Source organism: Winogradskyella marincola (assembly GCF_029624125.1).
Classification (GTDB): Bacteria; Bacteroidota; Bacteroidia; order Flavobacteriales; family Flavobacteriaceae; genus Winogradskyella; species Winogradskyella marincola.
Window position 1 is genome coordinate 26,186 of the sequence record NZ_JARSBN010000001.1, and the last position, 17,621, is coordinate 43,806.

Below are 17,621 nucleotides of genomic sequence, written 5' to 3' on the forward strand. Positions count from 1 at the left end.
CAGTAACAAAATTACGCCGAAGTACTAAAAATTCTAATTTGTCGACGGTTAAAATCAATAACATCTGCTTCTTTTAGCTCATTCATTAAAATATTTAACGTGGGACGAGAAATACCTATTAAAGATGCTATATCCTTTTGTGTATATGGATGATTAATTATGTGATCTCCAGTCTTATCACAATCGTAACCATAATCTGAACAGAGTTCTTGCAAAAATTCCATTAATCGAGTTTTAGAATCTTTAAAGAGCAACAATTGAAGTCTTCGTTCTAATTTCTTAAATTTAAAACCAATGAACTTATAAATTCTTAAACTGAAGGTTTTGTTATCTCGCATTAAATCGTGCATGGTATCTACTCCAACAGGACAAATTGATGTTTGGTTGTCCAGAGATTGAGCAAACTCATCACGTTTTTCTTCACCTAAAATTGCTTTTTCACCAAACAACTCACCTTTTCTTAAAATTGCTTTAACGACTTCGGTGCCGTCTTCATTATAATACCCAATCTTAACCTTACCTTTTTCTATTAAATACACTTTGTTAGCAGCATCTTCTTCAAAATATATATAATCACTTTTTTTATAGGCATCAAATGTATGACAGGCTTTATATTGCTTAAACTTATGAGGACATAACAAATTGAATAAATTCACATCTTCAAGGATCCAAATAGAATTCATGACTAAAGAAAGATTTAATTGAGTTAAAACTAAAGTCGTTAAACCTGTCAATTCCTTTCAATCCAAAAACAAAAAAACTCTCAGTCATTAACTGAGAGCTTCTTTATCTATATGCAAAAGAGAAAGCTAATTAAGCATTTTGTTTCTTAATTAAATTAAGTGCTGAGCCTTCTTTATACCATTCTATTTGTGCTTCATTATAAGTATGGTTTAAAGCTATAACATCTTTAGAACCATCTGAATGCACAACTTCAACATGCAATTGTTTATCTGGTGCAAACTCATTTAAATCTAAGAAGTTAAATGTATCATCTTCTTGAATTAAATCGTAATCGGCTTCGTTAGCAAACGTAAGCCCTAACATACCTTGCTTTTTAAGATTTGTCTCATGGATACGCGCAAAAGATTTTACAATTACCGCTGCAACCCCTAAATGTCTTGGCTGCATAGCTGCATGCTCTCTAGAGGAACCTTCACCATAATTATGATCTCCAACTACCACAGACCAAATACCATTTTTCTTATAATCTCTTTGCGTATCTGGCACACCTCCATAATCACCTGTTAGTTGGTTTTTTACAAAGTTTGTTTTCTTATTAAAAGCATTAACAGCACCAATTAAAGTATTGTTAGCTATATTGTCTAGATGTCCTCTAAAACGTAACCAAGGACCAGCCATCGAAATATGGTCTGTTGTACATTTTCCGAAAGCCTTAATCAATAGTTTAGCACCTGTAACAGAATCTCCAATAGGCTCAAAAGGTGTTAGCAATTGTAATCTTTCTGAATCTGGTTTTACAGTCACTTCTACTCCACTACCATCTTCTCTTGGTTCTAAATAACCGTTTTCTTTTACCTCAAAACCTTTTGGTGGTAATTCCCATCCTGTAGGTTCATCTAACATAACCTCTTCACCGTTTTCATTGATAAGAGTATCTGTCATAGGATTAAAATCTAAACGACCAGCAATAGCAACTGCTGCAACCATTTCTGGTGATGCAACAAAAGCATGTGTATTAGGATTACCGTCTGCACGTTTAGCAAAGTTTCGGTTAAATGAATGTATTATACTATTCTTTGGTGCATTTTTAGGGTCGCTATATCTTGCCCATTGACCAATACATGGTCCACAAGCATTTGTAAAAATTGTAGCATCTAACTTTTCAAAAATCTCTAAAATACCATCTCTTTCTGTAGTATAGCGCACTTGCTCTGAACCTGGATTAATACCAAATTCTGCTTTGGTTTTTAATCCTTTATCTAAAGCTTGCTGAGCAATTGAAGATGCTCTTGATAAGTCCTCGTAAGAGGAATTTGTACAAGACCCTATCAAACCCCATTCTACTTCTATAGGCCAATCGTTTGCAGATGCCTTTTCTGTCATCTCTTTACCTGCTGGTGTTGATAGATCTGGTGTAAATGGTCCATTTAGCAATGGACTTAACTCAGAAAGATTTATATCAATTACTTGATCAAAATACTGCTCTGGATTTGCATATACTTCTTCATCTGCAGTTAAATATTCTCTTATTTTATTTGCTTCTTCAGCAACATCAGTTCTATCTGTAGCACGTAAGTAACGTTCCATAGAATCATCATAGCCAAAAGTCGATGTTGTAGCACCAATTTCTGCTCCCATGTTACATATAGTACCCTTTCCTGTACATGACATAGATGTAGCACCAGGACCAAAATATTCAACAATGGCACCTGTACCTCCTTTTACAGTTAGTATTTCTGCAACTTTTAAGATTACATCTTTAGGTGCTGTCCATCCAGATAGTTTTCCTGTTAATCTTACACCTATTAATTTAGGAAACTTAAGCTCCCAAGCCATACCAGCCATAACATCTACAGCATCTGCTCCACCTACACCAATAGCTACCATTCCTAATCCACCTGCATTAACCGTATGCGAATCAGTACCAATCATCATTCCACCAGGAAACGCATAATTTTCTAACACTACCTGATGAATAATACCTGCACCTGGTTTCCAAAATCCTATTCCGTATTTATTAGATACAGATTCTAGAAAATTAAATACCTCACTACTCGTATCGTTGGCGTGTTTTAAATCGGTTGCAGCACCATCTTTTGCTTGAATTAAATGATCGCAATGCACTGTTGTAGGTACAGCAACTTTTGGCTTACCTGCTTGCATGAATTGCAATAATGCCATCTGTGCTGTTGCATCTTGACACGCTACTCTATCTGGTGCAAAATCCACATAATCTTTACCTCTGGTAAATGGTTTAGTTGGTTTGCCATCCCAAAGATGAGCGTATAATATCTTTTCAGAAAGTGTTAATGGTTTTCCAACAATTTTCCTTGCTGCATCTACGCGTTCAGTCATATTGGCATAAACCTCTTTTATCATTTCAATGTCAAAAGCCATGTAATTTGTTTTTTTGGTTATTTTGTTCTTAAATTTATTAAAAAACCGACAGATTTAAAGTAATACCTAGAAATATCGATTTAATTTAGATTGGATATAATTTAACAAATCACAATTAAAACTATCATAATAAAAGGTTAATAAAAAAGCCCGAATTTAAAAATTCGGGCTTTTGAATATAAATTATTTTGACTGTTATGCCATTACTAATTGTTTTTGAGATGGCTTGAATTTAGTTAACACAATTCCATCTACAGCAGCTTCGTATTCTGCCATAGTTGGTGTACGACCAAGAATAGTTGATAATACCACAACTGGTGTTGATGATAATAATGATTCTCCTTTTTTACCATCGGCATCTTTTACAACACGACCTTGGAATAAACGTGTAGATGTTGCCATTACAGTATCTCCAGGCTCAGCTTTTTCTTGGTTACCCATACAAAGGTTACAACCAGGACGCTCTAAATACAACATGTTTTCGTATTTAGTACGTGCAGCTGCTTTTGGTGCATCATCGTTAAACTCGAATCCTGAGTACTTTTGTAATACTTCCCAATCACCTTCAGCTTTTAATTCATCAACAATATTGTATGTTGGTGGCGCTACAACTAATGGCGCTTTAAATTCTACTTTACCGTGTTGAGCTTCGATGTTTTTTAGCATTTGCGCTAAAATTTTCATATCACCTTTATGTACCATACAAGATCCAACGAAACCTAAATCTACTTTTTTAGTTCCGCCATAGTAAGATAATGGACGAATAGTATCGTGAGTATAACGTCTTGAAGGATCTTCGTTATTTACATCTGGATCTGCGATCATTGGTTCTGCGATTTCATCTAAATCGATAACCACTTCTGCATAATATTTAGCATCTGCATCTGGCTTTAATGCTGGTTTAGTACCAGATTTAAGCTCTTCTATTCTGCTGTTTGCTTTATCTACTAAACCTTGTAACATTTGCTTTTCGTTATCCATACCTTTTTTAATCATGATTTGGATACGATCTCTAGCAATTTCTAAAGATTCGATTAATGTTTCTTCTTCAGAAATACAGATAGACGCTTTCGCTTTCATCTCTGCAGTCCAATCTGTAAATGTAAACGCTTGATCTGATGTTAAAGTACCAATGTGTACTTCGATTACACGACCTTGGAATACGTTTTCGCCATCAAATTGCTTTAACATTTGCTGTTGCGTTGCATGTACCACATCACGGAAATCCATGAAGCTTCTCATGCTACCTTTAAACGTTACTTTTACAGACTCAGGAATTGGCATTGTTGCTTCACCAGTTGCTAAAGCTAATGCAACAGTACCAGAATCGGCACCAAAAGCAACACCTTTAGACATACGCGTATGCGAATCTCCACCAATAATGATATCCCAATCGTCTACCGTAATATCGTTTAATACTTTATGAATTACATCTGTCATTGCGTGATAATGACCTTTAGGATCACGACCAGTAATTAAACCGAAATCGTTCATAAACTTCATTAAACGCGGAATGTTAGCTTTTGATTTATCATCCCAAACTGAAGCTGTATGACAACCAGATTGGTAACCAGCATCTACAATTGGTGAAATTACCGTAGCTGCCATCATTTCTAATTCTTGAGACGTCATTAAACCTGTAGTATCTTGAGAACCTACAATGTTTACTTCTACACGAACGTTAGATCCAGCGTGTAATGTTTTTCCTGGTGTTGTACCAACAGCGTTTTTATTAAAGATTTTTTCTACTGCTGTTAACCCTTGGTTTTCTAAAGTAATTTCTTTAGATGCTGCATACACTTGAGGAATTTCGATACCTAAAGCTTTACAAGCAAAAGTTTGTAATTTTTTACCAAAAACCACAGCGTAAGATCCACCAGCTTTGATAAACTCCATTTTTTGTGGTGTTAATGCTGTAGAAATATCTTTAAGCTCTTGGTCTCCGTTATATAATTTTTTCTCTTTTGTATTAATTGTTAAAACCGTACCAGTTTTTACAGAATATACCTCTTTTAAAATTGGCTCGCCATCTGCATCGACAACTGTGTTACCGTTTTCGTCTTTTTGTTTTACCCAGTTTTTAAGGTCAATTCCAATTCCTCCTGTTACACCAACAGTAGTTAAGAAGATTGGTGCAATACCATTTGTTCCTGCAATTACAGGTGCAATATTGATAAATGGCACATAAGGTGACGAAGGAATTCCTGTCCATAATGCCACGTTATTTACACCAGACATACGAGACGATCCTACACCCATTGTTCCCTTTTCTGCAATAAGCATAATACGCTTATCTGGATGTTGCTCTTTTAAAGCTAACACTTCTTGTTGCATATCTTTGTTATGCTCAAAGATAGATTGACCATGTAACTCACGATCTGATCTTGAGTGTGCATCAGCTCCTGGTGATAATAAATCTGTTGAAATATCACCAACACCAGCAACATAAGTAACTACTTGAATTTCTTCTTGAACTTCTGGAAGTTTTGTAAAAAATTCTGCTTGTGCATAGCTCTCGATTATCTCTTTTGCAATCGCGCTACCAGCTTTCATTGCTTGTTCTAAACGTTCGGTATCTGCTTCGTATAAAAATACTTGTGTTTTTAATACTTTAGCTGCAGCTTCAGCAATTGCTTTATCTTCACCTAAAGCTAAATCCAAAAGTACTTCTACAGATGGTCCACCTTTCATGTGAGATAATTGCTCGAAAGCAAATTCTGAAGTAATTTCTTCTACATTAGTTTCACCTAAAATAATTTCTTTTAAAAAGTCTGCTTTTACACGTGCAGCACTTGTAGTACCTGGTAAAACATTGTATATGAAGAAGTTTAAGGAATCTTCTCTAAACTCGTTATTTACGTCTTTTATTTGTGCTATAATTTCACTTAATAATTCCGCACCATCAATTGGCTTTGGATGTAATCCTTGAAGTTTACGAGCTTCAATCTCCTTAATATAATCGTTGTATGTCTGCATAAAATTAATTTATTTTAATACTGTTTCATCCTTTATCTTCTGTGGCTTTGAATGAAATCCTTGCAAAAATATGAAATTCGTAAAGCATTTAAAAATATGTAAGAAAATTGCTTTTTCTTTGAAAATAAACCACGAAACACACACAAAACAACGTTTAATACAAAAAATTAGCTTTTAAATTATTAGTTAAATAAAAATTTAACAAATACCCTTATTTAGAATGAATCTTTATTATAAGCTGTTATTGTACAATATTTATTTACCAACATATTTTTCTCTAAGAGATAGTATCGGTCGCTCAAAAAACAGATAGATTATTTGAGCCATAATTAAAGTCAATGACAAGAATAAAACTAAATACAGAACCTTACCCAAAAAAGATATCTAATCTTCTTTATAATACCTCTGAATACTTAATAAAATCAAAGAATAGTTCACCAAATAGATCGCATAAGATCTAGTGCTTATAAAGTAAAACACATTTTCTAAAATCCTATTCTGTTTTAAATTGATAAAATAAGGAAAGAGCATTGCACAACTTAGCAACACTAAAGGTATATACAAGAAAACATAAAACCACAAATGTGTTTGAGGATACAAACCAAAGTAATAAATCAGAAGGTGAGTTGCACCAAAAACAAATAATGCTATGGCACTAAACAACTTTTTCTTTTGCATAAAGAATGTTTCATATTTTTTAATAAAATACACTAGAAGAAAACCGAAGTAGATAGCATCTATTCGGTATAAAACTACTTTTCTAAACCCTGAACTCCACTCTTTATAACTAGTAACATTAGCATTAAAATAATAACTTATTTTAAAAGCAAAAAGCGCAACTATCAAAACCAGTGTCAACTTTAAAAACAATTGCTTATGCTGCTTTTTAAACATAAAAAAAGACAGATATAGTAAAAAAGGTAGTATTAAATAAGCATACTCTTCAATGGATAAACTCCAAGCCTCTGTAAAAAAATTAGGGTGCGGATTTATAAAGTTTTGTAAAAACGGAATGTAAAGCCATAAGTTTTTGGGTAGAGCATCACCAAGAATCAGTAGCAAAACGATGTTAAGAGCTAATACCAAAAAATAATTAGGCAATGTCCTAAGCCAGCGTCTTTTCCAGAAGGTTACTAAATCAGAAAATGAGGTTTTACCTTCCTCAATATTTTTGATAAGTAATCCTCCTATTAAATAACCACTGAGTACAAAGAATAAATCTACACCAACAGCTCCAAGTGTTCTTATAAAAGATAAAATGAAAGTATTATGATCTGCATAAAGCAGGTAAGTGCAATGTGAAATTACAACCAAGCTAATGGCTATAGACCTAATAACATCTATACCATAAACTCTTTTGGAACGAATTAAAGTCACCTGTTCTTATTAAAAGAAGCAAATTACTGAATAATTAAATTCTATTGAACTTAGAAAAGACTTTTTATAATTTTTTCATCAGAAACACCTTCTGCTTCAGCCTTGTAGTTTTTTATAATTCTGTGTCTTAAAATACCAGTAGCTACAGCTTGTATGTCTTCTATATCTGGAGAAAACTTTCCCTTAGTAGCAGCATGCGTCTTAGCTGCCAATATTAGATTTTGTGAAGCTCTAGGTCCAGCTCCCCAATCTACAAACTCTTTTACAATATTTGCTGCTGAGTCTTCATTTGGCCTTGTTTTAGCAACCAAAGACACTGCATATTCTATAACATTATCTGCCACAGGAATACGACGTATTACATTCTGAAAATCGATAATTTCTTGTGCTGAGAACAATGCATTAACTGAAGCTTTAACATCTGTAGTTGTTGCTTTTACAACTTCTACCTCTTCATTAAACGAAGGGTACTTTAAGTTAATAGCAAACATAAAACGGTCTAACTGTGCTTCTGGCAAAGGATAAGTACCTTCTTGCTCTATTGGGTTTTGTGTTGCCAATACAAAATAAGGTAAGCTTAATTTATATTGATGACCAGCAACTGTTACTGCGCGCTCTTGCATCGCTTCCAAAAGTGCTGCCTGAGTTTTTGGTGGAGTTCTGTTTATTTCATCTGCCAGAATGATATTAGCAAATATTGGGCCTTTAATAAATTTGAAATTACGATTTTCATCTAAAATTTCACTGCCTAAAATATCACTTGGCATTAAGTCTGGCGTAAACTGAATACGTTTAAAATCTAAACCAAGAGCCTGTGCAATTGTATTAACCATTAAGGTTTTTGCTAAACCAGGCACACCTATTAAAAGTGAATGACCTCCAGAAAAAATGGAAATTAGGATCTGATCTACAACATCCTCTTGACCAATAATGACTTTAGCAACTTCTTGCTTTAGTGTTTTATATTTTTTTACAAAGTTTTCAATTACAGCAACATCAGACATAGACTATTCGTTTTTTAACCAGTTATTCTGATACTCACAATCTCTGTACTCGCCATTTATTTTTACATAAGTCTCCGCAATTACCTGCTTTTGCCATTTTTCTATAGCTCTAACTTGTTTGTCTTGTAGTGCTAATTCTTTAATCTTTAAATAGTCTCTTGCATAATCTGCTTCATGATCGTCAATACGATCTGTAACAGTCATTATTTTGAACTTAATGTTGTTAATACGATCTTCATCTTGAATAACCTGACTAACCTCTCCATCTTTAAGACCTTGTATTTGGGTGTACATTTCTGTATCCATTTTAGTCAACTCAAAATTAAAATCCTGAGTGGTTGGGTTGGTTAAACGACCTCCTTCAAACTTAGTTTCTTCCTCGTCACTAAACTCTCTGGCTGCTTCTGCAAAAGTTGTTTTACCACTTACGATCAATTCTCTAACCTTTTCAATCTTTTCTTGTGCTTTTTGAATTGTCTCTGGCGACATCTCTGGTCTTAATAAAATGTGTCTTACAATATATTCTTGCCCTCTAATTTTTTCTAGGTAGATAATATGAAAACCAAAATCTGTTTCAAAAGGTTCTGAAATTTCACCTTCTTGTAAATTGAAGGCTACATCTCTAAACTCTTTTACCATTCTAGGTTGTTTTCTATTCATGGCTGGTAATAAACCTCCGTTGTTTTTAGAGCCTGAATCTTCAGAATAAAAAAGTGCCTTAGTAGCAAATTTAGAACCGTTTTCTATATCTTTTTTAAACCCATTTAGCCTATCTATAACTGCTTGCTTTGCTTCTTCAGTAACTTCAGGTATTACAACTATCTGTGCCACTTTTAACTCAGTACCAAATGTAGGTCTCTCGTCTTTTGGTATTTCATTAAAAAACGTTCTTACCTCTTCTGGTGTTACCTCTACATTGTCAATTACCTTTTTCTGCATTTCTTGAGCGAGGTAACCATTTTTGTTAATCTCGTACATCTCATCTCTTAAGGCTTGTTCAGAATCTTTTTTGTAAAAATCTAATATGCCTTGCATATCTCCTCCTGTTTGCGCCAAAATACCTTGTAATTGCTGGTCAACCATAGATTTAATATAAAGCTCATTTACCAAAACACTATCTTGAATGGCTTGGTGAGCATATAATTTTTTCTCTAAAAGGCTTCCAAAAAGCTCACAACGAGAAACACCACTTAAGTCAGCTCCTTGTGCTTCTAGCTGAGCTATCTCGCGATCTAAGTCGGACTCTAATACAATAAAATCCCCAACTACAGCAGCAACACCATCAGCTTTTACTCTGGTTGTATTAACTACAGAATCTTTTACTTTCTCTTTTACAACTTCATCTGGAATAATTTCTTGTGCACCAATAGTGCCAACATACAGAAAACAACAAAGGCTTAAAGCCTTAGTTATAGATTTGAAATTTATTGTTCTTAATTGCATCTTTTGAAATATCTTTTTCTAGTTGTTTAATAAGCTCTAGTTTACGCTTATTAATTACAATTTGTTTTATAGTTTTACTAACATACTCTAATGGTGCATAATCGTTCTGCAAGCGTATGTCATTAACATGCATCAAATATAGGTTTATTGAATCTTTGAGCTGTAAGAAATTAGATTTTTTTAACAGTTGGTCTTTACTTTCTTGCGTTACCACAGGCACTTTATCTACAACCTGACTGAATTTCACCCAAATAGAATCATTTAAAGAATAAGATTTAAACTGCATGGATATTGAATCTAAAAAGCGTTTGTCCTTAGGTTCATATCGTTTAAATCTATTTTTTATGGTATCTAAATCTATAGGATTTAGCGGAAGACTGATGTATCGTAATTGTAATAAATCATCGTTTAATTTAAAAGATTCTTTATTCGCTTCATAAAACACCTCTGCTTCTTCTGCATTAACAATAGTATCTATATTCTTTTTTACTAGAGCTTCTAAATAAGCTTTGGTATATAGATCGTTTTTATATTGTTTTACCAGTTTAGAAAACTCTTCTTGTTTGTCTTCAGAAAGGTTTAGTAAGGCGCCATCCATAAGTAGTAATTGACGAGCCCATCGATTAATGTACCCATTAACAATTACTAAACTATCTTCTTTACTTGTGCCTTCTGGAACCAAACCTTCTACATCTTCTTTATAAAGGTATGCTTCATTAACTCTTGCTATAGGTTCTCTGTCATCTGTCTTTTTAAAAAAATCACAGCTGAAACATCCTAAACATACAACTAATATAAAGAGCGTCTTTTTCAAGAAATTTTATTGATTATTAATTTTTGCTTTTACTTTTTTTAATGCCTTTTTGTTAACATCTACCTTAAAGCGTTTGTACAGACTATCTATCCAGTTTGCTTCAATCTCGTTTTGGTAATCATTAATTACATTACCTTTTGCTTCTTCTAAGGTTTTAATTCCTGCTGGTAAAACAGCTTTAATATCTATAACATGAAACGCGTCGTTGTGCGAATATATTTCTGACACACCTTGCTCTATCTTAAGATTAGAAGGAAGCTTTGGATCGTTTGTATCATAAGTTCCTTTTGTAAAAATGATGTTCTTTTTGCCATCTTTATCTAAAGCTTTCTTTATGTCTTGCTCAGATTTTCCTTTCTTCATCATTTTTAAGGCTTTCTTGGCATAATCCTCATTTGCAGCAGTTGCTATGACCACATCTACTCGATCGCTCCACTGGTACTTGCTTTTGTGCTTTTGGTAATATGCTTCTAAACCTACACTGTCTTTAGAGGCTTTGTTCCAGATTTCTTTTTCCATTAAATCGAACAACAATAATCCATCTCTATATTCTTTTAAAATATCTGCAAAATCTTTGTTCTCAAATTCTAGATTATCTTCTCTGTATTTTAGAATTGAAGTTTCAAAAAACTTATCAAACTCCTTGTCTATTACAACAGAAAAATCACCTTTTTTGTTAACATAATTACGCTGTGCAGACATAAGATGACGGCCAAACGCTTCGTAAGAAAATGATTGATCACCTATTGTAAATACCGTTTTATCTATTTCAAAATCTTCTGGTAATCTCCATGAACGCGCAAAATAATTTTCATTTAAAAGTGAGGTAAAGTATTTTTTTGCTTCTGGGTTGTAAGATATTTGATAGCGCTCTTTTAATGCATCTACCATAGCCTCATTAATAAGCTGAGATCTAGAATCTCGCTTTACCTTAGATTCTATTTCTGGTTTTAATTCTTCAAAAGATTTAATGGGTTCATATGCTATACGTTTTACGATATGCCAACCGTATTCAGACTTAAAAGGCTTACTTATGTCATTATCATTTTGTAATGCAAAAGCTTGGTCTTCAAAAATTGTAGAACTTAACTGACCGCTTTTAAAAGCCGATAGCTTTCCACCATTTCTGGCAGAACTTTTATCGTCTGAAAATTGCTTTGCTAAAGACTCAAACTTTTCTCCTTGTTGTAGTTTTTTATAAATATCATTAATGCGCTCCTCAGGATTTAAAAGTGTGTCATTTTGCTGTAACGCTATCATAATATGAGCTGCGGTAATAGTTCCTCTAGATTTGCGCTTATCTTTTACCATAACAACATGGTAACCAAACTGAGTTCTAAAAGGCATAGAGATTTCACCTTTTGGTGTGTTAAAAGCAGCTGTTTCAAAATCATAAACCATTTTGAAGGCTGAGAAATAACCCAAATCTTCAAGAAAAACGGATTGCCCATTGTGTGCACTGGATTTTACAGCATCAAACCCTTCTTCTAAGACACGTTCTCTCAACTTTAAAACCTGATTATAGGCCTTTAATGTATCCTTTGCATTGCCATCTAAACGCACCAAAACATGAGCGGCATTTACATCATAATTATTACGCTCATAAGCCTCTTGCACCAAGGCATCTGTAACTTTATTTTCTGAAAGATAATTCTTTGTTAACTGCTTTTTGTATCTTAAAAACTCTCGTTGATACTTTGTATCTTCATCTAACTTAAGACGCTTTGCTTCTTTTAGTTTTAACTGATACTCTGTAAATAATTTTAAATAACCATCAACATCTTTCTGACTTTCGTCTTTAACTAAATCTAAATTCTTGTTATAAACTCTTAAAAATTCTGAGGTCATTACAGGTTCGCCATCTACTTCTAACAACACTTCGTCTTTCTCTTGAGCAAACGATACGTTTAGAGCAATTAAAACTAAGAGTAAGCATTTAAATCTAAGTTTCATATTTATAAATTTTCTTCGTTAAAACTTGGTATATATACAAATAAAGACCTCTGATTAGAGGTTGAGCAAAAATAACATAAATCACTTATTTCGCAAGTTATAGCATTATCTTAATTTGTTAGTGCAGAACTGTGTTAAAACAGTAATTACATCTTATAAATAGGTTGAAACGTCGATAAATTAAACTTAGTATAATGCTTTTATCTATCTTTAATCTAATTGCAAACTCTCAATGAAATATACAACTGAAATTGTGATAGAGAAACCTCTGCTTGAGGTTACCAGAAAAATGGACTCTACCGAAAATATGAAACACTGGCAAGAAGGCCTTATAAGCGCAGAACACATCTCTGGAACACCAGGTGAGTTTGGTGCTAAAATGAAATTGAAATACAAACACGGAAAACGCAAAATGGAACTTATTGAAACTATTACCAAACAAGATTTTCCTAATGAGTTTCATGCCACATACGCAACCAAAGGTGTTAGAAATATTCAACAAAATTATTTTGAAAGCACTTCTGAAGGCCATACAAAATGGATTTGTGTAAATGAATTTGAACCAACTACATTTATGATGAATGCCATGCTGTTTTTAATGCCTAAAGCCTTTAAAAAGCAGACTAAAAAATTTATGACTAACTTTAAAAACTTTGCCGAAAAAAGCATCTCAGTTTCTAATGCGTAAAATAAAATTGATATGGGACTTTAGAGGTCCTGCAAGCCAAAAAACAGCAGAACATCATTTAATTCATCTTAAAGAATACATTGCTATAAACAAATTAGATATTACCATTGCAGACCTTGAAAGCTTTGGTGATATGCATAATACAGCGTATATGGTTGTTGACGAATCTGAAATGAAACCATTAAGAGATGCCCTAAAACCACATAGAGGACAAGTATATTTAGATTCTTAGATTAGATTGCAGAATTCTATAGATTTAAAACAGGCGTTTAAAAAAGGCTTGAATAAATCGTTTTGGTGGCACAGACAAGATAATCTTTAAATCTTCTAACCATGTAGATTCTTCATCAAGAAACTTAAAGATAGTTTTTACATCTGCTTTTTTAAACATGGATGCAAACAAGGCTGCACCTTCTTCATTATGATTGGCCAACACATCTAAAAAGATTAAATCATAAAACCAGAATTTTGATTTTTTATGATACTTGCTCAGATCATTTTCAGTTTTTAAAAAGCTAACTAATGCTTTAGTCTTTTTCGCTGTATTTCTAAAAGTGTAACCTGTACTAGCTTTTGTCCATCCGCCAGCTGTACCAATATTAAGTATGTGTTTTGAATTTAGTTGAGAGAACTTAAAAGCCGTCATTGGTATAGCTCCTTTTTCTTTTTCTTTTATTTCAAAATCATTAATCCCTCTTTCATTTAGATAGTGTATTATAGCCTCTTCGTATTCTTCAAATTGAAGTAATTCTTTAGAAAATAAAGTGTATTCAAAAAGTGCTGTGTGTTTGTCTATTGGTAACACATACATAAAACGTGTATTTCCGTTTTGTGGCACAGTAAAATCCATAAATGTTGCTGTAGAATCATCAAAAAAAGCTTCTTTGGTTTTTATAAACCAACCGACAAAGTGTTGTTGTAAAACAGGATGTTTTTTCTGAGTTTGGTACAACTCTGGGTTATGAATACTATTAAAAAGCTTTGAAGCCACATAACTTCCGTTCTTAGTTATAATCTGAACGAAATCTTTTAATTCTGTGAAGTTAACAACCTCATCATTAAGAAAGGTAATGTTGCTTTTCTTTTCAATACTTTGAAGAAGTGTGGTGTAAAAATCTTCACTTCGTATCATTTTGTATTGGTATGGTAATATGTCTATATCGTCTTTAAAATTATCACTTCCAAAGTAAATTTTAGACCAGGTTTTGGTCAATATATGATCCCATTCGCCTTTACCATTTTCCCAAAAACACCAAGTTCTGTCGTTCCCTTTTTGCTTTTCTTTATCAATGATTAAAATCGATTTATCATCAAAAAAAGGGTCTAAAGCCATACGGTAAGCCAACATAAGACCAGAAGCTCCTGCACCTAAAATGATGTAATCGTAGTTTGTCATCTTATAAAAAATAGAAAACACTAAGTTAATAAACATAAAAAAGTCCCACTATAATTAGTGAGACTTTTATTATTTAAATTTAAAATACGTCTTACTTTGTATCCATTAATTCTACATCAAAAACTAAAGTTGCGTTTGGTGGAATAACACCTCCTGCACCTGCAGCACCATACCCTAAGTCGCTAGGAATTACTAAACGAGCTTTGTCTCCTACATTAAGTAAACAGATACCTTCGTCCCAACCAGGAATAACCTGACCAACACCAACTTGAAAATCTAAAGGAGAATTTCTCTTATATGAAGAATCGAAAACAGTACCATCTGCTAATTGCCCTTTGTAATGTACAGACACCATGTTACCTTTTTCGGCTTTTTTACCATTCCCTTTTTGAATGATCTTGTAACGTAATCCTGAAGCCGTTTCTTCAAAACCTGCAGCTAATTTATCTAACTCTGCTCTTGCCGCTTCACGCTCTGCAGCAATACGTTTTTCGCGCGCACCTTCAAAAGTTCTAAACGCTTCAATAGCATTAAATTGCTCTGCTGCATCACCTACTCTCACAATCTCTAAGCTTTCAATTTTATCGCCTTGAGCTACAGCATCAACAACATCTTGTCCTTCTACTACATTACCAAAAACTGTATGCTTACCATCTAACCAAGGTGTTTCTACATGTGTAATGAAGAACTGGCTACCATTGGTACCAGGACCTGCGTTTGCCATAGATAGTTTACCTGGCGCATCGTGTTTTAAATCTGGATGTATTTCGTCATCAAATTTATAACCAGGATTTCCTGTTCCTGTGCCTTGAGGACAACCACCTTGTATCATAAAATCTGGTATAACTCTATGAAAGTTTAAACCATCATAGTAAGGAGTACCTTGAGGTTTTGCTGAATTTTCTAGATTCCCTTCTGCTAAAGCCACAAAGTTACCTACTGTACCTGGTGTTTTTTGGAATTCTAAGTTCACTAAGATTTCACCTTTAGAGGTGTTGAATTTTGCGTATAAACCGTCTTGCATTGTATTTTCTTTTGTTTTCAGGCTGCAAAGATACAAAGTTAAGTTGGAAGAGAGAAGCTTGTGTATTGAAGTGTTGCTTCTTGAAATCTATGAACTTATAGAGACTATTTATAATGCCTAAACTAAGTATCAATATTGTGTATCTTATACTCTCTTTTTTAAAATGCTGAAATAACAACAACCACTTCTTTATTAAAATTATCCTAAAAAACGCAAAACAATGTAACCAGTTACGATTTTATTATCTACATTTGCGTAACCAGTTACAAATATTTATAAATTATGGACTATTTACAACAAATAGGTTTTGCAGGATTGAATAGTAGAATTAAGCGCTTGAGTGATGAACTTTTGTACAGCACTAGAGACTATTATAAAAATGCTGACCTAGATATAGAACCCAATTGGCATCTTATTTTTTTGCTATTGGAAGAGCACGAGTCCCTAACTATTACCGAAATATCTCAAGAATTACGAATGTCTCATCCTGCTTGTGTGAAAATCATAAAGAAAATGAAAAAAAGAGACTATATAGATACTACAACAGACAAAAGCGATTCTAGAAAACAACTTTTGAAACTAAGTGGTAAAGCCAAAGACAGACTTCCGTTGTTTCACAAGCACTGGGATGCTTGTATAGAAACCACTAAGGATCTTATAAAAAAAAGTCCTCATTTTTTGCAAGAACTGTCAGAATTTGAAAGCTTAGTATCGGAAGAAAATTATATGAACAGAACTATAAAAAACTTTGATGAGTTATGACATGGTTTACTGAAGCTTTAGGGTATTTGGCAATTGCTACAGGCTTTTTTGCTATTACAAAAAAGGACATGGGTGCTTTTAGATTATGGCACTTAATTTCTAGTTTTTTATACATCATATATGGTTACTTGTTGCAATCTAGTCCGTTGATTATTGCAGGTGTTATTTTTTGCATTATACACCTTTATCATTTGAGAAAACTGAAAACTAACACAAAAAACAAAGCAAGAACACTATGATAAAAGTATTTATAGCAGGCGGAACAGGTTGGGCTGGATCGTCATTAAGCAAAGGCGTTTTTAACAGCCAAAATATGGAACTTGTTGGAGCTCTATCTAGAAACCATAAAGGACAAAATTTGGCAGAAATTCTTGATTTGGGTTCTGTAAACATTCCTATTTACGACACTATTGAAACAGCACTTAACAACACTGATTTTGATGTTCTTGTGGAATACACAAAACCAAATATTGCTAAAACGAACATTCTATCTGCTCTAAAAAAAGGTAAAAAAGTTGTCATTGGAACTTCTGGTTTAACTGAAAACGATTACTTAGAAATTGAGAACGTTGCCAATGAAAACAACACTTCTGTTTTAGCAGTTGGTAATTTTGCTCTGACGGTTGTATTGCTTCAGAAATTTTCGGAAATGGCAGCAAAGTATATTCCTAATTTTGAAATCATAGATTATACGCACGAAGACAAAATAGATGCGCCTAGTGGAACAGCAAGGGAGTTGGCATATCGGCTTTCTAAAGTACAAACACCAAATAAGTTTGTAACCGGAGATGCTTTAATTGGCGAAGTATCTAGTCGAGGAACTAACCTAAACGAGGTACAAGTCCATTCAATAAGACTTCCTGGGCATGTTATTTCTATTGAAAGTATTTTTGGTCTTAAAGACGAGAAGCTATCTATAAGACACGACTCTGGCGCGAGTGCTGAGCCATATGTAAAAGGTGGTCTTTTAGCTATTGAAAAAGTTGGAACTTTTAAAGGGTTGAAAAGAGGGCTTGACTCTGTAATGGATTTTTAAAAATTCTTAAAATAGGCATATAAGACAGTGTTGCTTCTCGATACAAATGTTTTTCATTTCAATCGAA

Annotated in this window: 15 protein-coding genes; 5 read left to right on the forward strand and 10 right to left on the reverse strand. The window is 33.5% G+C overall.

Annotated features, from left to right (window positions below; all coding sequences use genetic code 11):
- Positions 1–11 precede the first annotated feature (11 nt).
- From P7122_RS00160 to P7122_RS00195, 8 genes are all read right to left on the reverse strand, one after another.
- Entirely contained in the window at positions 12–683 is a 672-nt protein-coding gene (locus P7122_RS00160; RefSeq protein WP_278003760.1) for a Crp/Fnr family transcriptional regulator, read from the reverse strand.
- 130 nt (positions 684–813) lie between these two features.
- A complete protein-coding gene (locus P7122_RS00165; protein WP_278003761.1) occupies positions 814–3,081 on the reverse strand; it encodes an aconitate hydratase in 2,268 nt (755 codons plus the stop codon).
- 195 nt (positions 3,082–3,276) lie between these two features.
- Entirely contained in the window at positions 3,277–6,057 is a 2,781-nt protein-coding gene (locus tag P7122_RS00170; protein WP_278003762.1) for a bifunctional aconitate hydratase 2/2-methylisocitrate dehydratase, read from the reverse strand.
- Between the two features lie 384 nt (positions 6,058–6,441).
- A complete protein-coding gene (locus P7122_RS00175; protein ID WP_278003763.1) occupies positions 6,442–7,434 on the reverse strand; it encodes an acyltransferase family protein in 993 nt (330 codons plus the stop codon).
- A gap of 50 nt (positions 7,435–7,484) precedes the next feature.
- Complete coding sequence (locus P7122_RS00180; RefSeq protein ID WP_278003764.1) at positions 7,485–8,438, reverse strand: AAA family ATPase; 954 nt, start codon at positions 8,436–8,438, stop codon at positions 7,485–7,487.
- A gap of 3 nt (positions 8,439–8,441) precedes the next feature.
- Entirely contained in the window at positions 8,442–9,881 is a 1,440-nt protein-coding gene (locus P7122_RS00185) for a peptidylprolyl isomerase (RefSeq protein WP_278003765.1), read from the reverse strand.
- Positions 9,844–10,695: a peptidyl-prolyl cis-trans isomerase gene (locus P7122_RS00190; RefSeq protein WP_278003766.1), complete on the reverse strand. Its 852-nt coding sequence runs from the start codon at positions 10,693–10,695 to the stop codon at positions 9,844–9,846. Before P7122_RS00190 ends, P7122_RS00185 begins: the two co-directional genes overlap by 38 nt.
- A gap of 6 nt (positions 10,696–10,701) precedes the next feature.
- On the reverse strand, positions 10,702–12,648 hold the full coding sequence (locus P7122_RS00195) for a peptidylprolyl isomerase (protein WP_278003767.1): 1,947 nt from the start codon (positions 12,646–12,648) through the stop codon (positions 10,702–10,704).
- 232 nt (positions 12,649–12,880) lie between these two features.
- Between P7122_RS00195 and P7122_RS00200 the strand changes: the two genes are divergently transcribed.
- Together P7122_RS00200 and P7122_RS00205 are read left to right on the forward strand one after the other, a co-directional pair.
- Positions 12,881–13,336 carry an SRPBCC family protein gene (locus P7122_RS00200; RefSeq protein WP_278003768.1) on the forward strand — a complete coding sequence of 152 codons (456 nt, stop codon included), beginning with the start codon at positions 12,881–12,883 and terminating at the stop codon, positions 13,334–13,336.
- Positions 13,329–13,568: a hypothetical protein gene (locus tag P7122_RS00205; protein WP_278003769.1), complete on the forward strand. Its 240-nt coding sequence runs from the start codon at positions 13,329–13,331 to the stop codon at positions 13,566–13,568. Before P7122_RS00200 ends, P7122_RS00205 begins: the two co-directional genes overlap by 8 nt.
- Before the next feature lie 24 nt (positions 13,569–13,592).
- On the opposite strand, the gene P7122_RS00210 is transcribed toward P7122_RS00205, so the two are convergent.
- Positions 13,593–14,732, reverse strand: a complete 1,140-nt coding sequence (locus P7122_RS00210) for a lycopene cyclase family protein (protein WP_278003770.1) — start codon at positions 14,730–14,732, stop codon at positions 13,593–13,595.
- Positions 14,733–14,823: 91 nt separating this feature from the next.
- Positions 14,824–15,756 carry a peptidylprolyl isomerase gene (locus P7122_RS00215; protein WP_278003771.1) on the reverse strand — a complete coding sequence of 311 codons (933 nt, stop codon included), beginning with the start codon at positions 15,754–15,756 and terminating at the stop codon, positions 14,824–14,826.
- A gap of 282 nt (positions 15,757–16,038) precedes the next feature.
- Between P7122_RS00215 and P7122_RS00220 the strand changes: the two genes are divergently transcribed.
- From P7122_RS00220 to dapB, 3 genes are read left to right on the forward strand one after another with little or no spacing between them, the layout of a single operon-like run.
- Positions 16,039–16,518 carry a MarR family transcriptional regulator gene (locus P7122_RS00220; RefSeq protein WP_278003772.1) on the forward strand — a complete coding sequence of 160 codons (480 nt, stop codon included), beginning with the start codon at positions 16,039–16,041 and terminating at the stop codon, positions 16,516–16,518.
- Positions 16,515–16,757 carry a YgjV family protein gene (locus tag P7122_RS00225; protein WP_278003773.1) on the forward strand — a complete coding sequence of 81 codons (243 nt, stop codon included), beginning with the start codon at positions 16,515–16,517 and terminating at the stop codon, positions 16,755–16,757. Before P7122_RS00220 ends, P7122_RS00225 begins: the two co-directional genes overlap by 4 nt.
- The gene (gene dapB / locus P7122_RS00230; protein WP_278003774.1) at positions 16,754–17,554 is read left to right on the forward strand and encodes a 4-hydroxy-tetrahydrodipicolinate reductase; all 801 of its coding nucleotides are present in this window, start codon (positions 16,754–16,756) and stop codon (positions 17,552–17,554) included. Before P7122_RS00225 ends, dapB begins: the two co-directional genes overlap by 4 nt.
- Positions 17,555–17,621 lie beyond the last annotated feature (67 nt).